The 26,228-nt window shown below is 57.8% G+C and carries 27 protein-coding genes; 9 read left to right on the top strand and 18 right to left on the bottom strand.

Annotation, left to right across the window (positions count from 1 at the left end; translation table 11 throughout):
• The first annotated feature begins 110 nt into the window (after positions 1 to 110).
• Complete coding sequence (mutM, locus tag QMM04_RS09275; RefSeq protein ID WP_088516674.1) at positions 111 to 920, top strand: bifunctional DNA-formamidopyrimidine glycosylase/DNA-(apurinic or apyrimidinic site) lyase; 810 nt, start codon at positions 111 to 113, stop codon at positions 918 to 920.
• On the opposite strand, the gene coaD is transcribed toward mutM, so the two are convergent.
• From coaD to QMM04_RS09235, 8 genes are all read right to left on the bottom strand, one after another.
• Positions 921 to 1,406 (bottom strand): pantetheine-phosphate adenylyltransferase, encoded by a 486-nt coding sequence (gene coaD, locus QMM04_RS09270; RefSeq protein ID WP_021507073.1) that lies wholly within the window; start codon positions 1,404 to 1,406, stop codon positions 921 to 923.
• Positions 1,403 to 2,179, bottom strand: coding sequence for a glycosyltransferase family 2 protein (locus QMM04_RS09265; RefSeq protein WP_215480751.1), 777 nt, complete (start codon positions 2,177 to 2,179; stop codon positions 1,403 to 1,405). Before QMM04_RS09265 ends, coaD begins: the two co-directional genes overlap by 4 nt.
• A 3-nt stretch (positions 2,180 to 2,182) precedes the next feature.
• Positions 2,183 to 3,457: a lipid IV(A) 3-deoxy-D-manno-octulosonic acid transferase gene (gene waaA / locus QMM04_RS09260; protein ID WP_282996049.1), complete on the bottom strand. Its 1,275-nt coding sequence runs from the start codon at positions 3,455 to 3,457 to the stop codon at positions 2,183 to 2,185.
• 85 nt (positions 3,458 to 3,542) lie between these two features.
• On the bottom strand, positions 3,543 to 4,676 hold the full coding sequence (locus QMM04_RS09255; RefSeq protein WP_215480752.1) for a glycosyltransferase family 4 protein: 1,134 nt from the start codon (positions 4,674 to 4,676) through the stop codon (positions 3,543 to 3,545).
• The gene (gene rfaQ, locus QMM04_RS09250) at positions 4,669 to 5,745 is read right to left on the bottom strand and encodes a putative lipopolysaccharide heptosyltransferase III (RefSeq protein ID WP_282996048.1); all 1,077 of its coding nucleotides are present in this window, start codon (positions 5,743 to 5,745) and stop codon (positions 4,669 to 4,671) included. The genes QMM04_RS09255 and rfaQ overlap by 8 nt, the downstream gene beginning before the upstream one ends.
• A 73-nt stretch (positions 5,746 to 5,818) precedes the next feature.
• Complete coding sequence (locus tag QMM04_RS09245; RefSeq protein WP_132466122.1) at positions 5,819 to 6,820, bottom strand: glycosyltransferase; 1,002 nt, start codon at positions 6,818 to 6,820, stop codon at positions 5,819 to 5,821.
• A complete protein-coding gene (locus QMM04_RS09240; protein WP_282996047.1) occupies positions 6,801 to 7,922 on the bottom strand; it encodes a glycosyltransferase family 9 protein in 1,122 nt (373 codons plus the stop codon). The genes QMM04_RS09245 and QMM04_RS09240 overlap by 20 nt, the downstream gene beginning before the upstream one ends.
• A 43-nt stretch (positions 7,923 to 7,965) precedes the next feature.
• Positions 7,966 to 9,090: a glycosyltransferase gene (locus tag QMM04_RS09235; RefSeq protein WP_058759422.1), complete on the bottom strand. Its 1,125-nt coding sequence runs from the start codon at positions 9,088 to 9,090 to the stop codon at positions 7,966 to 7,968.
• A 314-nt stretch (positions 9,091 to 9,404) separates the two neighbouring features.
• Here QMM04_RS09235 and QMM04_RS09230 point away from each other — a divergent pair, with 314 nt between their 5' ends.
• On the top strand, positions 9,405 to 10,370 hold the full coding sequence (locus QMM04_RS09230) for a polysaccharide deacetylase family protein (protein ID WP_282996046.1): 966 nt from the start codon (positions 9,405 to 9,407) through the stop codon (positions 10,368 to 10,370).
• A 14-nt stretch (positions 10,371 to 10,384) separates the two neighbouring features.
• Here the strand turns inward: QMM04_RS09230 and rfaC are convergent, their stop codons facing one another.
• The 3 genes from rfaC to rfaD are packed head-to-tail and all read right to left on the bottom strand — an operon-like array spanning position 10,385 to position 13,352.
• Positions 10,385 to 11,356 carry a lipopolysaccharide heptosyltransferase RfaC gene (rfaC, locus tag QMM04_RS09225; protein WP_282996045.1) on the bottom strand — a complete coding sequence of 324 codons (972 nt, stop codon included), beginning with the start codon at positions 11,354 to 11,356 and terminating at the stop codon, positions 10,385 to 10,387.
• A gap of 2 nt (positions 11,357 to 11,358) precedes the next feature.
• Positions 11,359 to 12,402, bottom strand: coding sequence for an ADP-heptose--LPS heptosyltransferase RfaF (gene rfaF / locus QMM04_RS09220; protein WP_058759419.1), 1,044 nt, complete (start codon positions 12,400 to 12,402; stop codon positions 11,359 to 11,361).
• 17 nt (positions 12,403 to 12,419) lie between these two features.
• A complete protein-coding gene (gene rfaD / locus QMM04_RS09215) occupies positions 12,420 to 13,352 on the bottom strand; it encodes an ADP-glyceromanno-heptose 6-epimerase (protein ID WP_021507062.1) in 933 nt (310 codons plus the stop codon).
• Between the two features lie 231 nt (positions 13,353 to 13,583).
• On the opposite strand from rfaD, the gene QMM04_RS09210 reads away from it, so the two are divergent.
• Together QMM04_RS09210 and tdh are read left to right on the top strand one after the other, a co-directional pair.
• Positions 13,584 to 14,795: a glycine C-acetyltransferase gene (locus QMM04_RS09210; protein WP_159377802.1), complete on the top strand. Its 1,212-nt coding sequence runs from the start codon at positions 13,584 to 13,586 to the stop codon at positions 14,793 to 14,795.
• Complete coding sequence (gene tdh, locus QMM04_RS09205; RefSeq protein WP_058759416.1) at positions 14,792 to 15,820, top strand: L-threonine 3-dehydrogenase; 1,029 nt, start codon at positions 14,792 to 14,794, stop codon at positions 15,818 to 15,820. The genes QMM04_RS09210 and tdh overlap by 4 nt, the downstream gene beginning before the upstream one ends.
• Before the next feature lie 30 nt (positions 15,821 to 15,850).
• On the opposite strand, the gene QMM04_RS09200 is transcribed toward tdh, so the two are convergent.
• From QMM04_RS09200 to envC, 4 genes are all read right to left on the bottom strand, one after another.
• A complete protein-coding gene (locus QMM04_RS09200) occupies positions 15,851 to 16,762 on the bottom strand; it encodes a hypothetical protein (protein ID WP_058775481.1) in 912 nt (303 codons plus the stop codon).
• On the bottom strand, positions 16,755 to 17,984 hold the full coding sequence (locus QMM04_RS09195) for a glycosyltransferase (RefSeq protein ID WP_104094246.1): 1,230 nt from the start codon (positions 17,982 to 17,984) through the stop codon (positions 16,755 to 16,757). Before QMM04_RS09195 ends, QMM04_RS09200 begins: the two co-directional genes overlap by 8 nt.
• Positions 17,985 to 18,051: 67 nt before the next feature.
• The gene (locus tag QMM04_RS09190; protein WP_282996050.1) at positions 18,052 to 18,957 is read right to left on the bottom strand and encodes a divergent polysaccharide deacetylase family protein; all 906 of its coding nucleotides are present in this window, start codon (positions 18,955 to 18,957) and stop codon (positions 18,052 to 18,054) included.
• Positions 18,958 to 18,960: 3 nt separating this feature from the next.
• The gene (envC, locus tag QMM04_RS09185; RefSeq protein WP_125309606.1) at positions 18,961 to 20,262 is read right to left on the bottom strand and encodes a murein hydrolase activator EnvC; all 1,302 of its coding nucleotides are present in this window, start codon (positions 20,260 to 20,262) and stop codon (positions 18,961 to 18,963) included.
• Positions 20,263 to 20,511: 249 nt separating this feature from the next.
• Here envC and QMM04_RS09180 point away from each other — a divergent pair, with 249 nt between their 5' ends.
• The 5 genes from QMM04_RS09180 to cysE all read left to right on the top strand — a co-directional run bounded on the left by QMM04_RS09180 (position 20,512) and on the right by cysE (position 23,625).
• Entirely contained in the window at positions 20,512 to 20,943 is a 432-nt protein-coding gene (locus QMM04_RS09180) for a rhodanese-like domain-containing protein (protein ID WP_282996044.1), read from the top strand.
• A gap of 19 nt (positions 20,944 to 20,962) precedes the next feature.
• Positions 20,963 to 21,217, top strand: coding sequence for a glutaredoxin 3 (gene grxC / locus QMM04_RS09175; RefSeq protein ID WP_010616518.1), 255 nt, complete (start codon positions 20,963 to 20,965; stop codon positions 21,215 to 21,217).
• Between the two features lie 40 nt (positions 21,218 to 21,257).
• Positions 21,258 to 21,722, top strand: a complete 465-nt coding sequence (gene secB, locus QMM04_RS09170) for a protein-export chaperone SecB (protein ID WP_021507054.1) — start codon at positions 21,258 to 21,260, stop codon at positions 21,720 to 21,722.
• A complete protein-coding gene (gene gpsA, locus QMM04_RS09165) occupies positions 21,722 to 22,741 on the top strand; it encodes an NAD(P)H-dependent glycerol-3-phosphate dehydrogenase (RefSeq protein ID WP_021507053.1) in 1,020 nt (339 codons plus the stop codon). Before secB ends, gpsA begins: the two co-directional genes overlap by 1 nt.
• Before the next feature lie 68 nt (positions 22,742 to 22,809).
• The gene (cysE, locus tag QMM04_RS09160) at positions 22,810 to 23,625 is read left to right on the top strand and encodes a serine O-acetyltransferase (protein WP_021507052.1); all 816 of its coding nucleotides are present in this window, start codon (positions 22,810 to 22,812) and stop codon (positions 23,623 to 23,625) included.
• On the opposite strand, the gene trmL is transcribed toward cysE, so the two are convergent.
• Genes trmL through cpxR form a run of 3 tightly spaced genes read right to left on the bottom strand, consistent with a single transcriptional unit; the run spans position 23,622 to position 26,202 of the window.
• Positions 23,622 to 24,095: a tRNA (uridine(34)/cytosine(34)/5-carboxymethylaminomethyluridine(34)-2'-O)-methyltransferase TrmL gene (gene trmL, locus QMM04_RS09155; protein WP_058775484.1), complete on the bottom strand. Its 474-nt coding sequence runs from the start codon at positions 24,093 to 24,095 to the stop codon at positions 23,622 to 23,624. The two genes, cysE and trmL, sit on opposite strands and share 4 nt — an antisense overlap.
• Positions 24,096 to 24,130: 35 nt before the next feature.
• Complete coding sequence (cpxA, locus tag QMM04_RS09150; RefSeq protein ID WP_031279625.1) at positions 24,131 to 25,507, bottom strand: envelope stress sensor histidine kinase CpxA; 1,377 nt, start codon at positions 25,505 to 25,507, stop codon at positions 24,131 to 24,133.
• Positions 25,504 to 26,202, bottom strand: a complete 699-nt coding sequence (gene cpxR, locus QMM04_RS09145) for an envelope stress response regulator transcription factor CpxR (RefSeq protein ID WP_007885339.1) — start codon at positions 26,200 to 26,202, stop codon at positions 25,504 to 25,506. The genes cpxA and cpxR overlap by 4 nt, the downstream gene beginning before the upstream one ends.
• Between the last annotated feature and the right edge of the window lie 26 nt (positions 26,203 to 26,228).

Below are 26,228 nucleotides of genomic sequence, written 5' to 3'. Positions count from 1 at the left end.
ACGTCAGCACGTGATCTACAAAGAAGCCAAAATTAAGTAATTTTGGTGTTCTTGCGAAAAACCCGGCTCCGGCCGGGTTTTTTGTTTCTGCGCTACGTTGAGGAGATGAGATGCCTGAATTACCTGAGGTAGAAACCAGCCGACGCGGTATAGAACCTCACCTGGTGGGAGAAACCATTCTGCATGCCATTGTGCGCAATCCGCGTCTGCGCTGGCCGGTTTCCCATGAAATCCACGCGCTGAGCGACCAGCCGGTGCTCAGCGTACAGCGTCGCGCCAAGTATCTGCTGCTGGAGCTGCCGCACGGCTGGATCATCATTCATCTTGGCATGTCCGGCAGCCTGCGCGTTCTGCCCGGCGAACTGCCGGCTGCGAAGCACGACCACGTCGATTTGGTGATGAGCAATGGCAAAGTGCTGCGCTATACCGATCCGCGGCGTTTTGGCGCCTGGCTGTGGACTACCGATCCGGAAGGCAGCAGCGTGCTGGCGCACCTCGGTCCGGAACCGCTGAGCGATGCCTTCAGCGGCGGGTATCTGTATGAAAAGTCGCGCGGCAAACGCACGGTGATCAAGCAGTGGCTGATGGATAACAAAGTGGTGGTGGGCGTGGGTAACATCTATGCCAGCGAATCGCTGTTTACCGCCGGGATCTTACCCGATCGTCCGGCGATGAGCCTGAGTGAAGCGGAAGCGGAACTGCTGGCGAACACCATCAAAGCCGTACTGCTGCGTTCGATTGAGCAGGGCGGCACCACGCTGCGTGATTTCCTGCAGACCGACGGTAAGCCAGGCTATTTTGCGCAGCAGTTGCAGGTGTATGGACGCACTGGCGAGCCCTGTCGCGCCTGCGGTACGCCGATCCTCAGCGGTAAACACGGTCAGCGCAGCACCTTCTGGTGTCCACGCTGCCAGCACTGATTACGGCTGCGCCAGCTTCGCCAGCAGCGCCTGATGCACCACGGCAGGCAGAAATGCCTGCACGTCACCCTGATGGCGCGCCACTTCCTTGACCAGCGACGACGAGACAAATGAGAAGCCTTCGGACGGCATCAGAAACACGCTCTCCAGCGTGGGCAGCAGATGACGGTTCATGTGCGCCAGCTGCAGCTCATACTCAAAGTCCGATACCGCACGCAGACCGCGCACCAGCACGTTCGCGTTCTGCGCCTGGGCAAAATTCGCCATCAAATCGCTAAAGCCAACCACCTCAACATTTGGCAAATGGGCCGTAACCTGGCGCGCCAGATCGACACGTTCATCAAGGCTAAACAGCGGCTTCTTACTCGGGCTGGCGGCAATTGCCAGCACGATGCGATCAAACATCTGCGCTGCGCGCGTGACGATATCCAGATGGCCCAGCGTCATCGGGTCAAATGTGCCAGGATAAATCGCTTTAGTGCTCATACGCGGCCCTGTGTTGAGGTGTGATGCAGCGCCCAGAGCGCCGAGTATTTATTAAAGGTGTATTGTGCGTTGACCACCGCCAGAATCCAGCCCTGTTTACCATCGAGAAAACCGGCGCGCAGCAGCAGCGTCTTAATAAACGCGCCTGCGGTGTGGCTGAAAACAGAGAGAATACTGCAGCGCTTGCCGCGCTGAAAGCGCTCCTGCGCCCAGGCTTCGGCATAGTTCATCTGCTTGCGCTGGAAGGCGATCAGGTCGCGGCAGGTCAGGTGCTGCAAATCACCCGGCAGCGCCACCACCGGCGTGCCCTGCGTCTCCAGCGATTCGTGCACCAGATTGTCGTTATAGCGCAGATGGCGCGGATAGAGGCGCAGCACGCGGTCGGGATACCAGCCGCTGTGGCGCATAAAGCGGCCGAGAAACATATTACTGCGCCCGAGGCTGTAAACCTTATCGCTGGGTGGCTGTATCAGCACCTGCTCAATGGCGCGGCGCAGTTCTGGCGTAACCCGTTCATCGGCATCCAGCATCAGAATCATATCGCCGCTGGAAAAGGCCTGGGCGCGCTGACGCTGCTTACCAAAGCCGGCCCAGCCGTCTGCCTGATAGACCTGTGCACCGTGCGCGCGTGCCACCTCGATGGTCGCATCGCTGCTGCCCGAATCCAGCAGAATGATTTCATCTGCCCAGCTGACGGAAGCCAGCGCCTCCGGAAGGAGTTCAGCTTCGTTTTTGGCGATCATCACCACGGAGAGACGTTGGCGTTGTGACATGCGTTAATGAGCTCGTGGAGGCAGATGCGGTTCGAGTAACTGTAGCAGACGCTGCAGTGCGCCCTGATTCTGGTGCAGCACGTCTACCGCGTGGCGGCCGTAGTAGCGGCGATAATCGTCATCCTGCAGCAGGTTCGCCACTTCTTTTTCCAGCGACACCACATCAGTAACGATGATCAGCCCTTCCGCCTGTTGCAGACGGGCGCAGATATCTTTGAAGTTCCAGATGTGCGGGCCCATCAGCACCGGAATGGCATGCGCAGCGGGCTCGAGCGGATTGTGGCCGCCGCGCTCCACCAGGCTGCCGCCGACAAAGGCCAGATCGGCGATGCCGTACAGCAGCATCAGTTCGCCCATGGTATCGCCAATCACCACCTGCGTGGCGCTGGAGGGAATCTCGCCGCTGCTGCGCAGGGTAAAGCTGAAGCCGCGTTTTTGCGTCAGGTTGCAGGCATCTTTAAAGCGTTCCGGATGGCGCGGCACCAGAATCAGCAGCAGATCCGGGAACTGTTGCAGCAGGCGGCGATGGGCGTCGAGCACGATGGCCTCTTCGCCTTCGTGCGTGCTGGTGGCGATCCACACCGGCCGGCGCGACGCCCACTGGCGGCGCAGCGTCACCGCGCGTGCTGCCAGTTCCGGCGTAACGGAGATATCAAACTTCAGACTGCCGGTCACGGCCAGGTGCGAGCGCTTCAGGCCGAGGCTGAGGAAACGATCGCCATCTTCGACGTTCTGCGCGGCGATCAGCGTAATGCGCTGCAGCAGGTCACGCATGAAACCGCCGAGCTTTTTATAACCTCTGGCGGAGCGTTCAGACAGGCGCGCATTGGCAATCACCAGCGGAATCTGGCGCTGATGCAGAATGCGAATGATGTTCGGCCACAGCTCGGTTTCCATGATAATCACCAGCCGCGGGTCGACGGTATCGAGGAAACGGTTAATTGAGCCGGGCAAATCGTACGGCAGATAGACGTGGTGCACGTCTTTGCCAAACGCCGACTGGGCGCGCTCGGAGCCGGTGGGCGTCATGGTGGTCACGGTAATGGGCAGCGTCGGATAGCGATGACGCAACGCGCGCACCAGCGGCACGGCGGCGAGCGTTTCACCGACCGAAACCGAGTGCAGCACGATGCCGTGCGGTGCCACTTTACCGCTGCAGTAGCCGTAGCGTTCCGCCCAGCGTTTACGATAGGCCGGTGCTTTTCGACCGCGCAGCCACAGGCGCAGCCAGATCAGTGGCTGAATCAGATAAAGCAGGGCTGTATAGAGAGTCGTCATAGTTAAGGTTACGACCAGTTCGCGTCAAAAAACACAGGAAAGGCGGCATGTTAACAGAAACTGACCGCCTGCTCATACCACTTCGTCAACGGGTTTGCAGGACGTGCTGATAAAGCGAAGTCAGCGCCTGCGCCAGTCTTTGCGGACCATAAGGTTCAATTTTGCGACGTGCGGCTTCGCCCAGCGCCGGATTGAGCGAAAGTGCGGGCGTTGCGATTACCGCTTCGTTTAACGCTTTGATATCCAACGCATCGCAGACAAAACCCTGTTCACCGTTGGTGATAAATTCTGCGCCGCCGCAGCCGGTGCTGGTAATGATTGCCAGCCCGCAGGCCATCGCCTCCAGCACCACATTGGGGAACGGATCGTACAGGGTTGGCAACAGCAGCGCATCGGCGGCGTGATAAAACGGCTGAACGTCCTGCTGCACGCCCGCAAAGCGCAGGCGGTCAAGACAGTTAAGCTGGTTCGCCAGCTGCTGATAGCGCGCCAGCTGTTTGTCCTGGCCGACCACCACCAGGTAGCGATCGCTATTAGCGACCGCTTCGATAGCGGCCTTTAGCCCTTTGCGTTCGAAGCCGGAGCCGACGTAGATCATCACCGTGGCGTCCTGCGGCAGGTTGAGTCGCTGACGCGCGGCGTGACGCAGCGTATCGCTGGCAGGCTGAAAACGCTGGCTATCAATGGCGTTGTGAATCACGTGGATTTTGCTGGCATCCAGCGCGAAGTGGCGCAAAATATCCTGCTTCACCATGTGCGAATTACAGATCACCGCTTTCAGCGAGGGCGCGTTGAACATCTCCGCTTCCGCCTGCAGCACATAGCGATGGTACGGGCTCAGGCTGGCGCTCAGCCGCTGCCACGGCGAAACAATGCGCGCGCGCTGCTCCAGCCATACGCGATGCACACCGTCGCCGGCGCGGAAAATATCGCAGCCGGCGATGCGCTCGTGGCTCTGTACGATATCGAATTTTTCCCGCTCCCAGCAGGCGCGCGCCGCGCGGGCAAAGCCGCGTTCACGCGAGATGCGGCCGAACTTTGCCGGATTGCAAATGTGCAGGTGCCAGGCCGGGTTCGGCGTGCCCTGCCAGCTGCGGGTAATGATGTTGAGATCGAGCTGCTCGCCGTCCAGCGCTTCCAGCGCGCGTGAGATAAAGCGCTCGGCACCGCCGTCCGGCCGGTATTTCTGCCGGACAATCGCCAGCCGTAACTTAGTCATGCAAAAGGCTCCTGGCGGCGTCAAGCACATCCTCAACCGGGATGGCAGACAGATAGCGCTGCTCGGTATTGGTATTGATCGAATCCGGTGACGGCAGCGGCGCATAGTCGCCCGCCCAGATAACGCGGTTATTGTCGCCCCACGGGCGCCAGTGCTGCAGCTTGGTCGGGCCGAACAGCGCCAGGCACGGCGTCTGCAGCGCCGCGGCCATGTGCATCGGTGCGGAATCAACGCCAATAAACAGCTGTGCCGCGTCGATCAGCGCCGCCAGCTGCGGCAGCGAGAGCTGGCCCGCCAGCGACACCACGTTCGGCGTGCGGCACAGCGACTGGATATGGGCGATCATCGCCAGCTCTTTCTGATCGGGCGCGGCGGTCAGCACCACGCTGCGACCATCAGCGGCCAGCGCATCAATCAGCTGCGCCACCTTTTCATCTTCCCAGCACTTAAAAACCCAGCGCGAGGTGGGCTGCAGCACCACAAACGGGCCGGTAATCGACTGCTGAGCGAGGACATCCTGCACTTTTTGCTGGTCGGCGGTGCTGAAATGCATGGAGGCTGTCGCCCCGGCGGTGGGAATGCCGAGCGGCTGCAGCGCCGTCATGTTTTGTTCCACGGTGTGCAGCTGATGGTGACGGTCGGTGGAAACCAGCTGGTTATGGCACCAGCGCCAGAACGCGTTGTCGCGCTTGCGGTACGCAAAGCCAATGCGCACCGGGGCACCGGACAGGCCGGTAATAATGGCGCTGCGCCACTGGTCGGCCAGATTAATCACCACATCGTAATGGCAGGCGCGCACCGACCGCACCAGCGCGACCTCATGGCGAAACTTCTGCCAGCCGCCTTCCTTTTTCCAGTTGCGATCGATGATATGCAGCTGACGGATCGCCGGATGCGCTTCCAGCATCGGGCGCGTCTCTTTATACAGCAGCACATCAATGTTGGCCTGCGGATAGCGCTGGCGCAGCGCATTGATGGCAGGCGTGGTCAGCAGCATATCGCCATGATGACGCAGCTTTATCAGCAAAATATTTTGCGGTGTAAAGTGGGCTGGAATCGGGCTTGCCATACTCAAATCATCTCAAAATTCAGTGAGCTGATTGTAGGGCAAACCCTGGAGGGGTTAAAGCCGCGGCGGGCGCTTATTTATTGCGCCAGCGATAAATGCGGCTCAGCCACAGCAGCAGCTGATACCACTGACGCGCGCCGCGCGCATTGCGCAGCATGCGTTTGTGCGTCTGGCTGCTAAACAGATCGGCGATCATTGCCTGGCGCGCTGCGGCGTCCGGTTCGCGCCGGATAGCGTGGCACACGCTCAGCGCTTCGCGGGTAATCTGCGCGTGGAAGCTCGGGTAAATCTTCACCTTGTGACGATAGCGCGTGTTGATCTCTTCCAGCATGCGCGCGATTTTCAGGTAGTGACGCTGATAGTCGACGTTGTGCTGGCCGGTGCGCTTGCGGTTGCTGATCGACGCATCGTGCATGTAGTAGCGATACAGCACCCGATCGGTGTAGCGCACGCGCTTAACGTTGAGCATGAACTCAGTGGTCCACGGGATGTCCTGATGATGCAGACCGGGTTCAAACTGCAGATTAAGCTGTTCGATCAGCTCACGGCGGTAGATACCGAGCCACACGACGTGCAGGTAACGCCGGGTTTTCAGCGCCTTGTTGAGCCACTCCGGCCCGCTTAATACGCCGGTGCTGGTGAGGCGATCCCGCGGAATCATCGGCTTAGTTGTCTGGCTGGCCTTGAAAAACCACTCGGCGTTGCACTGCGCAGCGTCCAGCCGATCGCGCTCCGCCATGTCGACCAGCGTCTGGTACATCGCCGGATCCATGGTGTCGTCGGCGTCGGGAAAGCTGACGTATTTACCCCGCGCCACAGCCAGTCCGGCATTGCGCGCACGCGACACGCCACCGTTCGGCTGATGAATCACCTGGATATGTGGGTACTGCTGCGCCAGCGCGTCGGCGCGCTCGCCGGAGCCGTCGGTGGAGCCATCATCAACAATGATGATCTCCAGCGACGTCAGGGTTTGTGCCAGCAATGCATTGATACAGCCGGTAAAGTCAGCACCAGCGTTAAACATCGGGATAATGAGACTGAGTAGCGGGGATGAGCTATCGGGCTGCGCTGTCATGTTCTTCGTTGTTCCGTCGCGCCAGGCGCTGCTGCTGCCGGGTGCGGATAAAATCATGGATATCATTTAGCTTGCGTTCATCCAGCTCGAACAGCTGTTCAACCGGATGGGCAAATTTGTATTGCGCAGCGAACACAAACGAAGAGGGCGCGATGTGGTTCGGGCCAATTAAGAGCACGTCACCCAGCGGCCTTTGCTCCTCTACGCAGCAGGGACCATAAATTAAAATCACCGGTACCTGTTGCGCGTCGGCAATATACACATTGCCGGAATCCGAGGCGATATAGAAATCCATCTCGTTAATGGCGGCAGGCAGCGCCTCGAGCGGAATTTTACCTACCAGACTCACCAGATTGTTTCGCTGACCGGCAACTTTAAACAACTCCTGAACGCGTGATTGTTCATTCGGTGCGCCGAAAGCAAAAAAAGTGCAGGGGAGATCGCTCAGGTGGTCGAAAAGCCGACACCAGATTAACGGCGGAATGGTTTTGGCCTGATTCCCTGCCGTTACGCTAATACCAATGCGGATGCCCGGCACCTGCGTAATTTCCGCGGGCAGCGTTTCCGGTTGCCACAGTGGCAGGGTGGCATGTTTGGGATAACTCTCTTTGGTAAAAGAGCGATCGGCCAGTTTCAGGTAATTTTCCAGCGTTAAGGTATTTTTCTCGTGATAAACCACGCCGCTGGCCGTTAAATAAAACAGGCCCTGATAGCCTTTGCGCCGATAGCTGGAAAGAAATTGCTTGTTACTGGCATTGCAGCAGGCGGCAATAAATAAATTGAGATTGGTGGGATGCAGCAAATAAATATTGTCGTAGCGATTGAGCAGCTGCCACACCAGTTTTATTTTTTTCATCAAACCGGAGCGATGATCTTCGATATACCAGATGTGCTCCAGCGTGGCGTCACGTTCAGCCAGCGGGGCGACACTATAGCTCAGCAGGGCATCGCTTTTTCCCAGGTGGGATAATAACGGCGTGATATTAATATAGTCGCCAATTTTAGCGGTCTGTATCACCAGGTTTTTACCGGTGCGGCCATGAACAAACTTCATCACCCATTTGACCGGCGAAAAAAGAATAAACAGTAGTACGTACGTCAAGTAGTCATCCCCATGATTCGGTCACACCGTCATGGGGGACCTGTTAACCTGAAACGTGCTGCGTGGTTGAAAATGACGTCTCCGCCACCTGAATAAGCTGCAGGTATTGCTGGCAAACAACGCTCAAACTATAAATGCTTAAGTCCAGATGTTGCAACCTGGGGGGAGTTGTATAAATTTCTCGCATTTTTTCTGCCAGCGATGTTGCATTCATCTCTGCCAGACCGCGTGACAGTTCGCCGGTGAGGATCGAAACAGGACCGCCCGGACAGCGCGTACTGACCACCGGGGTGCCGCAGCTCAGGGCTTCGACCAGCACATTACCAAAACCTTCACTATCGGAGCTGACCACCAGCAGGCGCGCGTGCCGTATCCAGGGATAAGGATTGCGCTGAAAACCTTCGAAGCGCACGCGCTCCGCAATGCCTGAATTCTGCGCCTGCTCACGCAATTTTTGCGTTATTTTTTCGCTTCCCTGTCCCAGCAAAACCAGCGGCGCGGTGATGCCACTCAGGGCATAGGCTTCGAGCAGGCGGTCATGGCGTTTGGTTTCATGGAAGCGTCCCACATGCACCAGGAAATCGGTGCCGGCTAACGGGCAGGGTTCAGCGGCCAGTCGGGCGAGGCTGTCAAAATCGAAAGGATTAGCGATCACTTTGGCCTGGCGGGGCTGTACGCCAATGTTTTGCACCATATCGTCGATGACGTACTGCGAAACCCCGACGATTTGGCGATCCTGATAAACGTGACGGATTTTCAGACGCTTCAGCCACAGCGAGAAGCCGGTTTTACGTGCCAGATACGAAGCAGAAAACACGCCGTGCAGACAAAACCAGGTTCTGTCTCCATCGAGCGCAGGCGTTTGCCTGACAATGCGGTCAGTTTTATGCAGATGAGAGAGGATCAGATCAAATTTGCCGTGCCGCGCTTCACTGTCGCGCACCGCACGATCCAGCAGGCGCGCGCGGCGCCATGTTTCTGTCAGCTTGCGCCACGGGTGGTTACAGCGATCAAGAATCACCTGGTAATCCACGCCAGCCGGAATAGGGTAATCACATACCTTCCGCAATGAGAAGATCGAAACCTGGTGTCCCTGACTGAGGAAGCCCCCCGCCAGAGTCAGTACGACTTTTTCGGCACCGCCGCCCGGCAGGCCATCAATCACCATTAAAATGCGTTTCGACAAAATTTTTTACCCCTACATGCCAGTCTGCTGTAAAGACTTAGCTGCTATCATTCCCGGTGCTATCAGGACTTAATATAAGAAAATTCAATTAATTATTTTTATGGCCAGGTAATTTTACACGAACGTGCGCTCGGTTAATTGCTAAAATTCAGGCCAGTGAAGAGTTTAAATTATTCTAGTTTAACTAATCTTATACCGCTATCGACTTCCCCCTGAACCCGCATGGGAAAAGTTTGCGCCCGTCAGGAGCGTTGCGTACCATAGCGATTATAACACTGTAATTCACCGGATAAGTTATGGAAAAACCTGCCTTTTTAATTACCCTTGATACCGAAGGGGATAACCTGTGGCGCAATCGCAGCGGCAAGGTCACTACCCATAACGTCCGGTTTTTACCGCGCTTCCAGGCGCTGTGTGAGAAATACGGTTTTAAACCGACCTGGCTAACCAACTATGAGATGGCCAGTGACCCGGCTTATGTCGAGTTCGGACGCGATCTGCTGGCTCGCGGTCAGGGCGAAATCGGTATGCATTTACATGCCTGGTACAGTCCACCTGAATATGCGCTGACCGACGATGAGTGGCATTACCAACCTTATCTGATCGAATATCCGGAAAACGTCCTGCGCGATAAAGTCGCCTATATGACCGATCTGCTGGAGAACGCTTTTCAGCGTAAAATGACCAGCCACCGCGCCGGCCGCTGGGCATTTAATGAAGTGTACGCCCGCGCCCTGATCGATCAGGGCTATCTGGTTGACTGCTCGGTTACGCCGCGCGTGAGCTGGCGTAATGCGCAGGGTGCACCGCAGGGACAGGGCGGAACGGATTACAGCCATTTCCCCGATCGCGCTTATTTTCTTGATGAACAGGATATTTCCAGGCCGGGCGACAGCCCGCTGCTGGAACTGCCAATGAGCATTCAGTATCGCTATGGCGCGTTCACCAATCAGCTCAAAAAAGTGTGGAATGGTATCCGCGGCAGGCAGCGTGGACCTTCAGTGAACTGGCTGCGTCCGGTGGGGGGGAATCTGGCCCAGATGAAACAGGTGGCAGAACAGACGCTCGCACAGGGCAACGACTATGTGGAGTTCATGCTGCATTCATCCGAGTTTATGCCAGATGGCAGCCCCACGTTTAAAACGGAGGCTGATATTGAACGCCTGTATGACGATCTGGAAGGCCTGTTCAGCTGGCTGGCGACCCGGACGCAGGGCATGACGCTCACTGAATTTGCGCAGCTGAAGCACCAGCAGCGCTAAACAGCCCAATCGCGTTACAGCGCGATCTCAGCCAGCATGGCCATCACGTCATCAGGCTGAATGTCTGCCATGCTGCTGCTGCCCTGCGCGGGCCGTAACGCATGCTGATTCCTGCCATAGCCACCAATCAGTCCCGGGTCAGTCGGGCCGAACAGGGTGATGTTGGGGCGATTCAGCGCGGCGGTCAGATGGCTCAAACCGGTATCCACCGAGACCACCGCACGGGCGCCCGCCAGCTGCTGCGCCACCTGCTCCAGCGTCAGCTTCGGCAACACCTCTGCATGATCAAACCCTGCTGCCAGCCGCTGCGCGCGCTGGTGCTCGTGTTCGGCGCCCCACGGCAGCCTGACGTGCAGGCCAGTGGGCTGAACCTGCGCGATGAGCTGGCGCCAGTGATCTTCCGGCCAGTGTTTGTTGTCGCGCGTTGTGGCGTGCAGAAACACCAGGTACGGTTGGCCATCCAGCGGTTGTGCCGCGAGAAAATGACCGGCAATGGCATAGTCGCCCTGCGTGGCCGGTTTTTCATAGCCCAGACTTTTGGCGAACAGTTCGCGCGTGCGTTCCACGGCGTGCTGCTGCTTGCCAATCTCATGACGCTTGTCATACCACCAGCTGGCGAACGGTTCACGTGCGCTGCGGCTGTCCTGGCCATGTTTGATGCCTTTAGCCAGGCGCGTCACCAGCGCGGCGCTTTTAATCAGCCCCTGGGCATCAATCACCACGTCGTACTGACGTGACTGCAGCTCGCGTTTGAATTGCACGCGCTCTTCGCGCTGCTGGCTGCCAAACCAGTGTTTGCGCCAGCGACGAATCGCCACCGGCAGGACTTTGTCGACGGCCGGATGCCAGCCAGGAATTTGCGCAAAATTCTCTTCCACCACCCAGTCGAAGCGAATGCCGGGAATCGCCTGCATCGCGTCGGTCAGCGCCGGCAACGTGTGCAGTACATCACCCATCGACGAGGTTTTAACAATCAAAACGTGCATGGTTACTCCTGCACCGGATGCAGCAACTCGTTGAGTTCCTGATGCACGCGTGCCGGTTGAATATCAATCAGGCTCTGGTGATAGCCCTCTGCGGCATCGCCTTTGCGCACTTTGTGGTAGCCGGTAATCAGGCGAATGATGCGCGCCTGATGGGACAGTGGCGGCGTGAAGTCCGGGCTGCTCGGGCCATACAGCGCCACCAGCGGCCGGTTGAGCGCGGCGGCAATGTGCATCAGTCCGGAATCATTGCTGACGACCGCAGCACAGTGGGCGATCAGAATCACCGCCTGCTCCAGCTGCGTTTCGCCCGCCAGATTGCGGCAGTGCGCGCGTGCCGTGTCCGGCAGCGCCTGCAGGATCGCCTCGCCGGTTTCCCGATCTTTAGCCGAGCCGAACAGCAGCACCTGATAGCCTTCAGCAATCAGCTGTGCCGCCAGCGCGGCGTAGTGATAGTGTGGCCAGCGCTTCGCGGGACCAAATTCGGCACCGGGGCAGAAGCCGATGGCCGGGCGATCGGCCGACAGCGCAAACTGCGCCGCGGTCATGCGTTTTTCATCGTCGTCGACGCGCAGCTGCGGCCACAACAGCGGCTGCGGCAACTGTGCTGCCGCCGCAACCGGCTGGTCATAGCCCAGCGCCACATAGCGCTCCACCATTAAGGGAAACGCGGCTTTGTCCAGCACCCGCACGTCATTCAGCACGCCATAGCGCATTTCGCCGCGCCAGCCGATGCGGCGTTTGATGCCGGCAAAAAACGGCACCAGCGCCGATTTAAACGAGTTTGGCAGCACATAGGCGCGATCGTAACCGCTGGCCCGCAGCGCTTTGCCCAGGCGACGGCGCTCACCCAGCGCCAGCGCACCGTGCCCAAGCGGCATCGCCAGCGCCTGATTCACTTCCGGCATGCGTGACAGCAGCGGCCGGCACCAGGCCGGCGCCATCACATCAATTACCGCCTCAGGGTGCGCCTGTTTCAGCGTGCGATAGAGACTTTGCGACATCATCATATCGCCGACCCAGGAGGGGCCAATAACCAGAATTTTCATCGCCGGTGCCGGTTTCCTTATGCGTGACGGTTCAGCCAGGCCATGTATTCGCCCACGCCCTGCGCAACGGTTTTAAACGGTTTGTCATAGCCCGCGGCGCGCAGTTTGCTGAGATCCGCCTGCGTAAAGGCCTGGTAGCGCCCTTTCAGTTTGTCCGGGAACGGGATGTATTCGATCTGGCCTTGCTGGTGGAACTTCAGCACCGCATCCGCCACTTCCTGAAAAGATTCGGCGCGGCCGGTACCACAGTTATAGATGCCGGAAACGCCGTTTTCCCAGCACCACAGATTGACTGCCACTACATCATCAACGTGGATGAAGTCACGACGGAAGCTGTCGCTGCCCTCGAACAGCTTAGGATTTTCACCGTTGCTGATTTGCGTATTGAGGTGGAACGCGACGCTCGCCATGCTGCCTTTATGGCCTTCACGCGGCCCGTACACGTTGAAATAGCGGAAGCCGCACACTGGCGAATCTGCTTCCGGCAGAATCTGGCGGACATAGTGGTCGAACAGCATTTTTGAGTAGCCGTACACGTTGAGCGGCTGCTCGTACTGGCGCTCTTCAATGAAGTTCTCGTTACGCCCGCCATAGGTGGCGGCCGATGAGGCATACAGGAACGGGATTTCACGTTCGAGGCAGAAGTGCAGCAGATCTTTTGAGTACTGATAGTTGTTATCCATCATGTACTTACCGTCCCACTCGGTGGTGGCTGAACAGGCACCTTCATGGAACACCGCTTCAATCGGACCCAGATCTTCACCCGACATGATGTAGGTGAGGAACTCCTCTTTATCCATGTAATCCGCGATGTCCAGATCCGCGAGATTCACGAATTTGGTGCCATCTTTCAGATTATCCACCACCAGGATATCGGTATGACCGCGATCGTTGAGCGCTTTCACAATGTTGCTGCCAATCATGCCCGCGCCGCCGGTTACGATAATCATATGCTTTGCCTTTAAACAGTTGGGGTGAAACAGGAGGTTTCACGCACGAATACCTAACATCATAACATTTCAGCCCGATGCGGACAGCCAGATGACGCCGATCGCGCTGCACAAATCCTGCGCGCCGCGTGAACTATGCTGCAAAACGGAGATTTCCCTGGCTGAATTGTCGTCCATTCGCTTTTCGATCAGTAATATGTGCCAAAATTTTGCTATCTGAGGAGCAGAATCATGTCCGATCAGTTCTATTCACAAATCCGGCAACAGCTTGAGACAACGCGGCAGGACGGATTGTTCAAACAGGAGCGCACCCTGACCTCGGCGCAGCAGGCGGAAATCAACGTCGCCAATAGCCCGCCGGTGATTAACTTCTGCGCCAATAACTATCTCGGCCTTGCGAACCATCCGGCGCTGATTCAGGCCGCCAAAGACGGCATGGACACGCATGGTTTTGGCATGGCGTCGGTGCGTTTTATCTGCGGCACGCAGGACAGCCATCAGCTGCTGGAGCGCCGGCTGGCGGAGTTCCTCGGCATGGAAGAAGCTATCCTGTTCTCCTCCTGCTTCGACGCCAACGGCGGGCTGTTTGAGACCCTGCTGGGCGCGGAAGACGCGATTATCTCGGATGCGCTCAACCATGCGTCGATCATCGACGGCATCCGCCTGTGCAAAGCCCAGCGCTATCGTTACGCCAACAATGATATGGCTGAGCTGCGCGCGCGCCTGCAGGAGGCCCGCGACAAGGGGGCGCGCCATCTGCTGATTGCCACCGACGGCGTGTTCTCCATGGATGGCGTGATCGCTAACCTGCAGGGCATTTGCGACCTGGCCGATGAGTTTAATGCGCTGGTGATGGTGGATGACTCGCACGCGGTAGGCTTTGTCGGCGCAAGCGGACGCGGCACGCATGAATACTGCGGCGTGATGGATCGCGTGGATATTCTGACCGGCACGCTGGGTAAAGCGCTGGGCGGTGCGTCCGGCGGTTACGTGGCGGCAAAACGCGAGGTGGTTGAATGGCTGCGTCAGCGCTCGCGCCCTTATCTGTTTTCTAACTCGCTGGCACCGGCGATTGTGGCCGCGTCGCTGCGCGTGCTGGATCTGCTGAACGAAGGCGATGGGCTGCGGCAGCGGCTGTGGGAAAACGCCCGCTTCTTCCGGGAAAAAATGACCGCCGCGGGCTTTACGCTGGCCGGTGCCGATCACGCCATCATTCCGGTGATGCTGGGCGATGCCAAAGTGGCGCAGCAGTTTGCCAGTCTGCTCCAGCAGGAAGGCATCTACGTTACCGGCTTCTTCTATCCGGTGGTGCCACAGGGCCAGGCGCGCATTCGCACGCAGATTTCTGCCGGCCACACTCAGGCGCAGCTGGAGCACGCGGTGGCGGCCTTCACGCGCATCGGACATCAGTTAGGGGTTATCACTGCAGGAGCCAACGGATGAAAGCACTGGCTAAACTGAAAGCGGAAGAGGGGATCTGGATGGTGCACGACGCGCCGGTGCCGGAGCCCGGTCATAACGATCTGCTGATTAAAATCCGCAAAACCGCCATCTGTGGCACCGATGTGCATATCTATAACTGGGACGACTGGTCACGCAAAACCATTCCGGTGCCGATGATCACCGGCCACGAATACGTGGGTGAAGTGGTCGGCATCGGTCAGGAAGTGAAGGGTTTCGCCATTGGCGATCGCGTATCGGGTGAAGGTCACATCACCTGTGGCCACTGCCGCAACTGTCGCGCCGGCCGTACCCATTTATGCCGTAATACCGTGGGTGTCGGGGTTAATCGTCAGGGCTGCTTCGCTGAATATCTGGTGATCCCGGCGTTTAACGCGTTCAAAATTCCCGACAATATTTCCGACGAGCTGGCGGCGATTTTCGATCCGTTCGGTAACGCGGTGCATACCGCGCTCTCGTTTGATTTGGTAGGTGAAGACGTGCTGATCTCCGGTGCCGGACCGATTGGCATTATGGCGGCAGCGGTGTGTAAGCACGTCGGCGCACGAAACGTGGTGATCACTGACATCAATGAGTACCGCCTCGGGCTGGCGCGTGAAATGGGCGTGACGCGTGCGGTCAACGTGGCGCAGCAGAATCTGCGCGAGGTGATGACGGAACTGGGGATGACCGAAGGCTTTGATGTCGGACTGGAGATGTCCGGCGCGCCGCCGGCGTTTCGTACCCTGCTGGAGACCATGAATCACGGCGGACGCATCGCGCTGCTGGGCATTCCGCCGGGTGAAATGTCGATTGACTGGAATCAGGTTATCTTCAAGGGGCTGTTTATCAAGGGGATTTACGGCCGTGAGATGTTTGAAACCTGGTACAAAATGGCCGCGCTGATTCAGTCCGGCCTCGATCTGACGCCGATCATCACGCATCGCTATCACATCGACGACTTCCAGCAGGGCTTCGACGAGATGCGTTCCGGGCGTTCAGGCAAAGTGGTGCTGAGCTGGGATTAAACGACACACCGGCCTGCGGGCCGGTGACGCTCAGGATTGCTGTTTTTCCGCATCGGTCAGGTAACGCACCTTACGCGTGTAGTCCTGGCCTTTGAAGCTCAGCGGCTGGTGCGGATCCTGCAAATATTTTTGCCATTCACTTAAGGGAAAGCCGCCATGCGCGCCAATCACCTGCGGTGGAATCACGGCCGACTGACCACCAATGCGTTTCGACACCGGCCAGTTAGCCCATTCGCCCAGATTGACCGTGCGGAGATCCAGCAGGTCGAGCAGGGCAGCGAGCGGTAGCTGATCGGTTGGCGGCTGGTCGTCGTTCATCAATTCCCAGGTATCATTAAATAACGTCAGCCACAGCGGACAAATACGCTGCCATGTGCGACGGGAGGCCGCCAGATAGGCGCCATTCACGTGATCCTGCAAATAAGGGCGAACGGTGTGGTGGTAATAGGCCGGAATATGTTCTTCTGGCGCGCCGGCCAGTTTGGCGATCATCTTGCCCTGACGGAAGCTGCTGTACAGATGATGCTCACGCATCGCAATATCCGGCGTTTTTAATAAATTGAGATCGGAATCGATCATCAATATACCTTCACCGGTCGCCTGCAAGGGGGCCTGAAGTTTAATCAGGCGGCTGCGGTAGATCTGTTTATAGCGGTAGTTTTCTTCACGAAACGGCACCTCCAGCGTCACCACACGCACGCGTGCCGGCAGCGGCGGAAAAGCGCTGGAAGGCTGATCGCTGACGATGACAATTTCGCTGATGGTGTCGGCGCAGCGGCTGGCAAAATAAGCGCTGAGCACCGCTTCTTCAATGTAATCAGCGCCGGTACAGGGAATGACCACGGAACTGACGGCAATTGTGCCCTGCGCATCCGCCTGCGTGGCGGGAATGTTGTGGCGCGAGAGAATATAGCGACGGTGTTTATTTAAAAAATCAAACATGCTTTTTTCTCTCCATGACGTTTTCCAGAATGTTTTCCACGCCCGATACGTAATGTTCAATGCTATAGCGCTCGCGCACCCGGGCGGCGGCGGCGGCGATTAAACGCTGGCGCAGCGCAGTATCCTGCCACAGCGCGCTAAGATGCTGGCTAAGCTGTTGCGTATTGCCATAGTCAAACAGTAAACCGGTCTCGCCGTGTTGAATTAATTCCGACGTACCGACGACATTCGAACCTATCACCGCCGTATTCACCAGCATCGCTTCCAGCACCACGCGCGGCAGCCCTTCACTGGCTGAGGCGAGAATAAACGTATCGAATGCCGCCAGATAATCCAGTGCGTTATTTTGAAAGCCGGTAAAAATAACCTGCGCGGCAATCCCCTCTTTTTGCGCCAGCTGCTGTAAGTGCTGCTGCTCCGGGCCGGCACCGACGATCACCATTTTCCATTTAGCGGCAGGATGCGCGCGGCTGAATGCACCTAACGCCTGCAAAATATGATGGTTAGATTTACGCGCAATCAGGGAACCGATGGAGCCGAAAATAAAGGTATCGGCGGGATAATCAAAGCGCTGACGCACCGCCTCACGCACCGGCAGCGGCTGATGAATATCGATAGCGTTGGATACGGTAAAGCAGCGCTGCGCATCAACACCGCTTTCGCTCAGGGTGCGGTGTACGCCCTGTGACACGGCAATCACCGCATCACAATGCCGATTAATCATCTTGACCAGCGCATTATTGAGTAACGGATCAATGCGGCAGTGCTGAATTAACGCCACGTGAGTCTGTTCAGCGGCGAGATAGCCTTCAACGTTGGTGCTGGGCTGATTATTCATGTACAGCGCATCATAGCCACCGTCGCGTAAAATCGTCGCGATTTGGCGGGCGTTAGGCTGCATGCGCCACTGGCGATCGATGCGGTCGATGGCGTTTTTTTTCACCGCGCGGTTAAAAAACAGCAGGGTGCGCAGCAACTCTTTGGTGATTTTTGCCCAGAGCGGCTGGCGACGCTGCGCAATAAATGTCACCGGAATGCCGATCGCCTCTAATACCGAGGCAATGGTCTCCTGATTGCCACGCGCATAATTCTGATAAAAACAGCAGGTGATAGCGAAACGCTGGCGATCGATGCGCTTGAGTAATTCCAGCATGCTGTTGGTACCACCGCCCCATTCGCGCCCGGTATCCAGCAGCAGAATTTTCTTTCTGGTTGACGTCATCTGTTCCGATATCCTTGCGCGGAAAAGGTGTGGCGTTAAATAAGGCGCAGCACGCTGCGCCTGATAATCAGAATAGCTGTTTAAGCGACTGCACGAGTGGACTGGCGGTAATGCTCTCTGTCACCACCTCCACCGCACGACTCTGCGGTACGGCAGGCAGCGGCTGTGCAGGCTTACACACGCCCGGCGCACGGAATACCGGGGTGCGCGGTTTCACCGGCGTGCTGGCCGGCGGCGTAGCGCCCTGGCGCAGCGGTTCGTTGAGCAACTGGCTGGGGCGGACCAGGGTGATATCGCCCGGTAGCGTCGGCAACATCTGCTGCAACACCCGTACCGTGGTGGGATGCGGATGGCCAATAGCGATGGTGTAGCCATCGCGCTGTGCCAGCTTCACTGCGCGGGTGAACTGGGTGCGAATCGCCGCTTCATTCTGGCTGTCGTCGAGGAATACGCGCCGCTTCAGCACCTTAACCTGCGTGCCCTGTGCGGCCGGGACCGACTGGCTGTTGCCAATGGTCATGCTATCGAGAAAGTAGTAGTTGTAGTGATTGAGCACCTGCATCACTTTCTGCATGCCGGGCAGGCTGGAGGTCATTTTGCTGCCCATATGGTTGTTCAGGCCAACCGCATAAGGCACTTTGTTGCTGGCTTCACGCACGATGCGCGCGATCTCTTCGCTGCTCATCTCCGGCGTCAGCGTGTCCTTCTCCAGCGGCTGTTTGCTCAGCGGCGCCATCGGCAGGTGAATCAGCACCTCATGACCACCCTGATGCGCTTTGGTTGCCATATCACGCGCATGAGGCGCATTGGGTAGCACCGCCACAGAAACCGCGGCGGGCATCTGCAGCACTTTATTCTCTTCAGCCGGGCGGTAGCCGAAGTCGTCAATGACGATAGCCAGTTTTCCCGCATGGGCGGCAAAGGTAAAAAACAGCCCGCACAGGGCGGCGCTAAGCTTTTGGGACTGAAACAACACTTATCTTCCTAACCACGGCAGTGGGTTGACGGCCTGTCCCTGACGACGAATTTCAAAGTAGAGCGAGGGCGTGCCGCGGCCGCCGCTGGTGCCCACGAGGGCGATAGGCTGTCCTGCCTTCACCTGCGCACCGACGCTCACCAACGCGCTCTGATTGTAGCCATAAAGGCTCATATCGCCTTTACCGTGTTCGACGACCACAACCAGGCCGTAGCCTTGCAGCCAGTCGGCCATCAGCACGCGACCATCAGCAATGGCTTTGACTTCAGTGCCTTCCGGGGCATCAATCACCAGACCTTTCCAGCGCAGTTCGCCCTGCATTGCTTCACCAAAGCGATGTTCAATGCGACCGCGCACTGGCCAGATGGCCTGTCCGCCCGGCCGGCCAAGGCCGCCGGTGCGCGCCATCAGCTCGCGCTCGCTTTGCGTAGGGGAATAGCTGGAGCCTTTGGCTTTTGCCTGGGCCTGACGCTGGCGCACTTTTTCCGCCTCGTGCGCTTCGCGTTGCGCCCGTTCGCGCGCCTCACGTTCGGCTTTGGCAATTTTGTCCTGCAGGCGGCTTTCGTTCTGGCGCATCTCGACCAGATCGGCCTGGTCTTTCTCCAGCGCGCTCTCCAGCGCGGACAGCGTTTTCTTGCGTGCGGCGCTGGCGGTTTCCAGCTTGTTCTGTTGCGTCTGCTGCTGCGCTAACAGCGACTTTTGCTGCTCCTGCTTGCCCTGCAGCGCCTGACGCTGCTGCGCCAGCTCCTGCTGAGTCTGCTTAAGCTCGTCGATGTTTTTCTGCCGGGCGGCATTGAGGTAGCCAAAATAGGCCAGAATACGTTCGCTGCGCTGTGCTTCTTCACCGCCGAGCAGCAGCTGTACGCCGTTGTGCTGGCCCTGACGAAACGCGGCATCCAGCTGCTGCGCCAGCAGTTTTTCCTGCTGCGCCTGCTGCTTTTCCAGCCGGGCAATCGCGGCGGTGGTTTGGGCGATTTCGCCGTTCAGCGCGCTCAGGCTGTTGCGGGTTTCACGCAGCTGGCGACTGGCCTGGGCAATCACTTTTTCCTGACTCTGCAGCTGATCGAGCAGCTTACTGCGCTGCAGCTTCTGCGCTTTAACGCTTTTCTCTTTTTCGGCGATGTCCTGCTGAATGGACTTTAGCTGCGTTTTGCTGTCATCGGCGCTATGCGCGGCGACGGGCAACAGCAACGCACCCGCACAAAGCAGGCTGAGGGAGATATCGGACCAGCGAAATGACAACGGAGATGCCGGGTCGTTGTAACGGGTCCTTGTGTGTGTAACGGTCGCTTTTCCCTTCATAGTCGATAATTATTCCACGATGAACAGCCGCTTACCAGTTATCCCGGGCGGGTTTTGCTTTACGAAAGATGTCGGTGCCGAGCTTACCGGCATAATCTTTGACTCAATTTTGCGATTAGAACACTTTTTTTGGAAAATGACGCACAAATCGTAACTCTGCCCGCTTCGCGACTGTACATGCTAAGTGGCGCAGGTATACTCAGAACCCTTGTTTTAGCTTATTAGCCCGGTCTGGAGTCGTTACCCCTCATGCAAGAAATTATGCAGTTTGCAAGCAATCACACCATCCTTAGTCTGGCATGGGTTGTTTTACTCGTTCTGGTGATTGTGACCACCGTTAAAGGAATGTTCTCTAAGGTAAAAACCATCAGCCGTGGTGAAGCAACCCACCTGATCAACAAAGAGGACGCGGTGGTGGTAGACGTTCGTTCACGCGACGACTATCGCAAAGGACACATTTCAGGGGCTATTAACATCGCCGCAGCCGATATCAAAAAAGGCAGCTTCGGCGAGCTGGAAAAGCACAAGTCGCAGCCCATAATTGTGGTATGTGCCACCGGCCAGAGCGCCGCAGAACCGGCAGCCACCCTTAGCGCAGCGGGTTTTGACAAAGTGACCGTGCTGAAAGATGGTGTGAGCGGCTGGAGTGGCGAAAACCTGCCGCTGGTTCGCGGTAAATAACTTCCTGAGGTATCACCGCATGGCTAATGTTGAGATTTACACCAAAGTGACCTGTCCTTACTGCCACCGGGCGAAGGCGTTGCTGGATCAAAAAGGCGTGTCATACCAGGAGATTCCCATTGATGGGGACGCGGTAAAGCGCGAAGAGATGATCAAACGCAGCGGCCGCACCACGGTGCCACAGATCTTTATTGACGCGCAGCACATTGGCGGCTGTGACGATCTCTACGCGCTGGACGGGCGTCAGGGACTCGATCCCTTGCTCCGCGCATAATATTTTCGACCGACAATTTTCACTTAAAGGATTCAGTAACATGTCAGAGCATAGCAGCAACGAAATGCAGTTCCAGATTCAACGCGTTTACACCAAAGACGTCTCATTTGAAGCGCCAAACGCACCTCAGGTTTTCCAGAAAGAGTGGGAACCGGAAGTGAAGCTGGATCTGGACACCGCCTCTTCTCAGCTGGCGGATGAAGTGTATGAAGTCGTGCTGCGCGTTACTGTCACCGCCACCGTGGGCGAAGACACCGCGTTCCTGTGCGAAGTACAGCAGGCCGGTATCTTCACCATCAGCGGTATCGAAGGCACGCAGATGGCACATTGCCTCGGCGCTTACTGCCCGAACATTCTGTTCCCGTATGCGCGTGAATGTGTCACCAGCCTGGTGTCACGCGGTACCTTCCCTCAGCTCAATCTGGCGCCGGTCAACTTTGATGCGCTGTTCATGAATTATCTGCAGCAGCAGGGTGAAGGCGAAGCGCCACGTCAGGATGCCTGATGACTACACTCAACGCTTCGATTAGCGTCATCGGTGCCGGCTCGTACGGCACCGCACTGGCCATTACGCTGGCCCGTAATGGCCACCCGGTGCTGCTGTGGGGCCACAATCCGCAAAGCGTGGCGCAGCTGCAGGCTGACCGATGCAATACCGCTTTCCTGCCCGATGTTCCTTTCCCCGATAATCTCGTTCCTGAAGCCGATCTGGCCCGCGTCGTCAGCGCCAGCCGCGATCTGCTGGTGGTAGTGCCAAGCCATGTGTTCGGCGACGTGCTGATGCAGCTCAAACCGCTGCTGCGTGCCGACTCACGCATTGTCTGGGCGACCAAAGGACTGGAAAAAGAGACCGGACGGCTGCTGCAGGATGTGGCGCGCGAAATCCTCGGCGACAGCATTCCGCTGGCGGTGATTTCCGGCCCGACCTTTGCCAAAGAGCTGGCGGCCGGTTTGCCGACGGCGATTGCGCTGGCGGCCACTGACGCGCAGTTTGCCGACGATCTGCAGCAAAAGCTGCACTGCGGCAAAAGCTTCCGCGTTTACAACAATCCGGACTTCATCGGCGTGCAGCTGGGCGGCGCAGTGAAAAACGTCATTGCGATTGGTGCCGGGATCTCCGACGGCATTGGCTTTGGTGCCAACGCGCGTACGGCACTCATCACCCGCGGTCTGGCGGAGATGAGCCGTCTCGGTGCTGCGCTGGGTGCCGATCCGACGACCTTTATGGGCATGGCGGGTCTTGGCGATCTGGTGCTGACCTGTACCGATAATCAGTCGCGCAACCGCCGTTTCGGCATGATGCTGGGGCAGGGCGAAAGCGTGGATGAGGCGCAACGCATTATCGGACAAGTTGTAGAAGGCTACAGAAATACCAAAGAAGTCAAAGCGTTAGCTGCGCATGTGGGCGTGGAAATGCCAATAACCGAGCAAATTTATCAGGTATTATATTGCGAAAAATCGGCGCGAGAGGCAGCATTGAGCCTGCTTGGTCGTACAAGGAAGGACGAGAACAGCCAAAGCTAAAGCAGGATGCTTAAGCATTATCACCTGTAGCGCCTAATCGGGCGCTTTTTTATCGGGAGCAAACAGCAATGTCGTCTGAAGAGTTAGAACTGGTCTGGAACCATATCAAAGCCGAAGCCAGAGCGCTGGCCGATTGTGAACCGATGCTGGCCAGTTTTTACCATGCGACCTTGCTCAAGCACGAAAATCTCGGCAGCGCGCTCAGCTACATGCTGGCTAACAAGCTCGCTAACCCGATCATGCCCGCTATTGCCATACGCGAAATTGTTGAAGAAGCCTATCGTCAGGATCCTGAGATGATTGTCTCGGCCGCGTACGATATTCAGGCAGTGCGTCAGCGCGATCCGGCGGTCGACAAATATTCCACGCCATTACTCTATCTGAAGGGCTTCCACGCGCTGCAGGCGTACCGTATTGGCCACTGGCTGTGGAAAGAGGGACGGCGCGCGCTGGCGGTGTATCTGCAAAACGAAATCTCGGTCTCATTCGCCGTGGATATTCATCCGGCGGCGCGCATCGGGCGTGGCATCATGCTGGATCACGCCACCGGCATCGTGATTGGTGAAACGGCTGTGGTGGAAAATGACGTCTCCATTCTGCAGTCGGTCACGCTGGGCGGTACCGGTAAAACCAGCGGCGATCGCCATCCGAAGATCCGTGAAGGGGTGATGATTGGCGCGGGTGCCAAAATCCTTGGCAATATTGAAGTCGGGCGCGGTGCCAAAATCGGCGCCGGTTCGGTGGTCTTGCAGCCGGTGCCGCCCCATACCACGGCGGCCGGCGTGCCGGCGCGCATTGTCGGTAAACCAGCCAGCGACAAACCGTCGATGGATATGGATCAGCATTTCACCGGCGCCGGGTTTGAGTACGGCGACGGCATCTAGCCTTTGATCAGCGCGCCCGCATAATCCAGCTGGCGCCACGCCTCATACACCACCACTGAAACTGCATTCGACAGGTTCATGCTGCGGCTCTCCGCGCGCATCGGAATGCGGATCTTCTGTTCTGCCGGTAACGCATTAAGAATTTCTGGCGGTAAGCCACGGCTCTCCGGGCCAAACAGCAGATAGTCGCCCGGCTGATAGCTGACGGCGCTGTGCGCCGGTGTGCCTTTGGTGGTCAGCGCGAATAAGCGCTGTGGCGCTTCCGCCGCCAGAAAAGCGACGTAGCTGGCGTGCTTTTTCAGCGCGGTATATTCATGGTAATCCAGTCCGGCGCGGCGCAGGCGTTTATCATCCCAGGCGAAGCCTAACGGCTCAATCAGGTGCAGCTGAAAGCCGGTATTGGCGCACAGGCGGATGATGTTGCCGGTATTTGGCGGGATTTCAGGTTCAAATAAGACGATGTTTAGCATAAGGCCCCCGGAAACGAGGGCCGCAGCATAGCAAATTATTGCCGGGCGGAGTACAGCGGCAGCCACAGCGTCAGGCGCAGACCGCCTAACGGGCTATCATCGGCTTTCACCCAGCCGCGGTGCTGTTGCACGGCGGTTTCGACAATCGCCAGCCCGAGCCCGGTGCCGCCGGATTCACGGTCACGCGCTTCATCGGTGCGGTAGAACGGACGGAAAATCTGCTCGCGATCTTCCGGGCTGACGCCGGGACCGTCGTCGTCGACGTGCACGGTAATGCCCTGAATATCCACGGCAAAGCTAACGCTGATGTGCGTGTGCGAATAGCGCAGCGCGTTGCGCACAATGTTCTCCAGCGCGCTTTCCAGCGCGTGCGGGTTACCGTACAGCGGCCACGGACCGGGCGGATACGGCACGTCCATGGTTTTACCCATCTGCTCCGCTTCGAATTTGGCATCTTCCAGCACGCCATTCCACAGCTGGTTGGCCTTCATCGCTTCGCTCACCAGCGCGTTCTTATGCTGGGTGCGCGACAGTACCAGCAAGTCGTTGATCATGCCGTCCAGACGCTGCGCTTCGGTCTCAATACGCTCCAGTTCTTTGCCTTCGCCATGACGCCGGCGCAGTAGCGCAGTCGCCAGCTGCAGACGCGTCAGCGGCGTGCGTAATTCATGGCTGATATCCGACAGCAGTCGCTGCTGTGCCGTCATCATGCGTTCGAGCGCGCTCACCATCTGGTTGAAACTGGAGCCGGCTGCGAGAAATTCCTGCGGGCCCGATTCCAGTTCCGGATGCTGACGCAAATTTCCGCTCGCCACTTCATCCGCGGCATGTTTTAGTTTGCGTGCCGGACGCGCCAGGCTCCACGCCAGCCACAGCAGCAGCGGTGAGCTGATTAACATCGTGACGATGAGCAGCAGCAGAGGACGGTCAAACAGCAGGTTGACGAAATCGAGCTGGGAACTGGTGGCGGGACGGATCAGATACAGCTGGTAATTGTCTTCGCCGTCGCGCACCGCGAAGGGGCCGACCATCTCGACGCGGCCATACTTTTTCTTCTGCGGATGATCGGCATTATCGGACTGGCCGATAAAGTTACGGATCACCTGCATTTCATTGTGCTGCGCACCGATCACCCGTCCTTCGCTGGTCACCAGCAGCAGGCGCTGACCGGGCGGTGCCCATTTGTCGATGGCGCGAAACAGCCGGCGCCACCACATCAGGTCGTTGGGCGGATCCTGTGACAGCTCCGCCTCAACGTGTTGCTCAATCATGGTGCCCTGGCGCTGTTCGCTCTCCATCAGCGAGGTCATCTGGCGCGAATCGAGTTTGGGCACCATCAGTACCAGCATCAACACCAGCGCCAGGGTGAGCCAGAAGATGGCGAAGATGCGGGTGGTCAAACTTCCAATCATGATGCCGAAACCATCAGATAGCCGCGTCCGCGCAGAGTTTTGAACCACGGATGACCATCACGACGTTCCGGCAGCTTACGACGCAGGTTAGAGATGTGCATATCGATGGCGCGGTCAAACGGCGTCAGGCGCTTGCCCAGCACTTCCTGGCTGAGATGCTCGCGTGACACTACCTGGCCAAGATGCTGCGCCAGTAAGTAGAGCAGGGTGAACTCAGTGCCGGTGAGATCCAGCGTTTCGCTGTCGAAGCTGGCTTCCTGACGGCCCGGATTCAGGCGCAGGCAATCCACTTCCAGCGTCGGTGAGCTGTTATCGTGCTGTTGCTGCTGTTCGCTCCAGTTGGAACGGCGCAGAATCGCACGGATACGCGCCACCAGTTCGCGATCGTTGAACGGCTTTGGCAGATAGTCATCCGCGCCCAGTTCCAGGCCCAGAACGCGGTCCAGCTCGCTACCGCGGGCGGTCAGCATGATGACAGGGGTTTGATGTTGCTGGCGTAGCTCTTTTAACGTGTCGATACCGTTCTTCTTCGGCATCATGACATCGAGCAAAAGCAGGTCGACGGTGTTGTCCAGCAGATTGAGCGCCTGCTCGCCATCGCTGGCGACAATCACCTCAAAACCTTCCATTTCAAGCAGTTCTTTAAGCAGCGAAGTCAATTCGCGATCGTCATCAACCAACAGGATTTTATTCATTTTTTGTTGCCCTCCGCAGGCAAAAT

This window comes from Pantoea sp. Pa-EAmG (genome assembly GCF_030024295.1).
GTDB lineage: Bacteria > Pseudomonadota > Gammaproteobacteria > Enterobacterales > Enterobacteriaceae > Pantoea > Pantoea dispersa.
The sequence above is the reverse complement of the archived record's forward strand: the minus strand, read 5'-3'. Positions and strand labels throughout refer to the sequence as shown.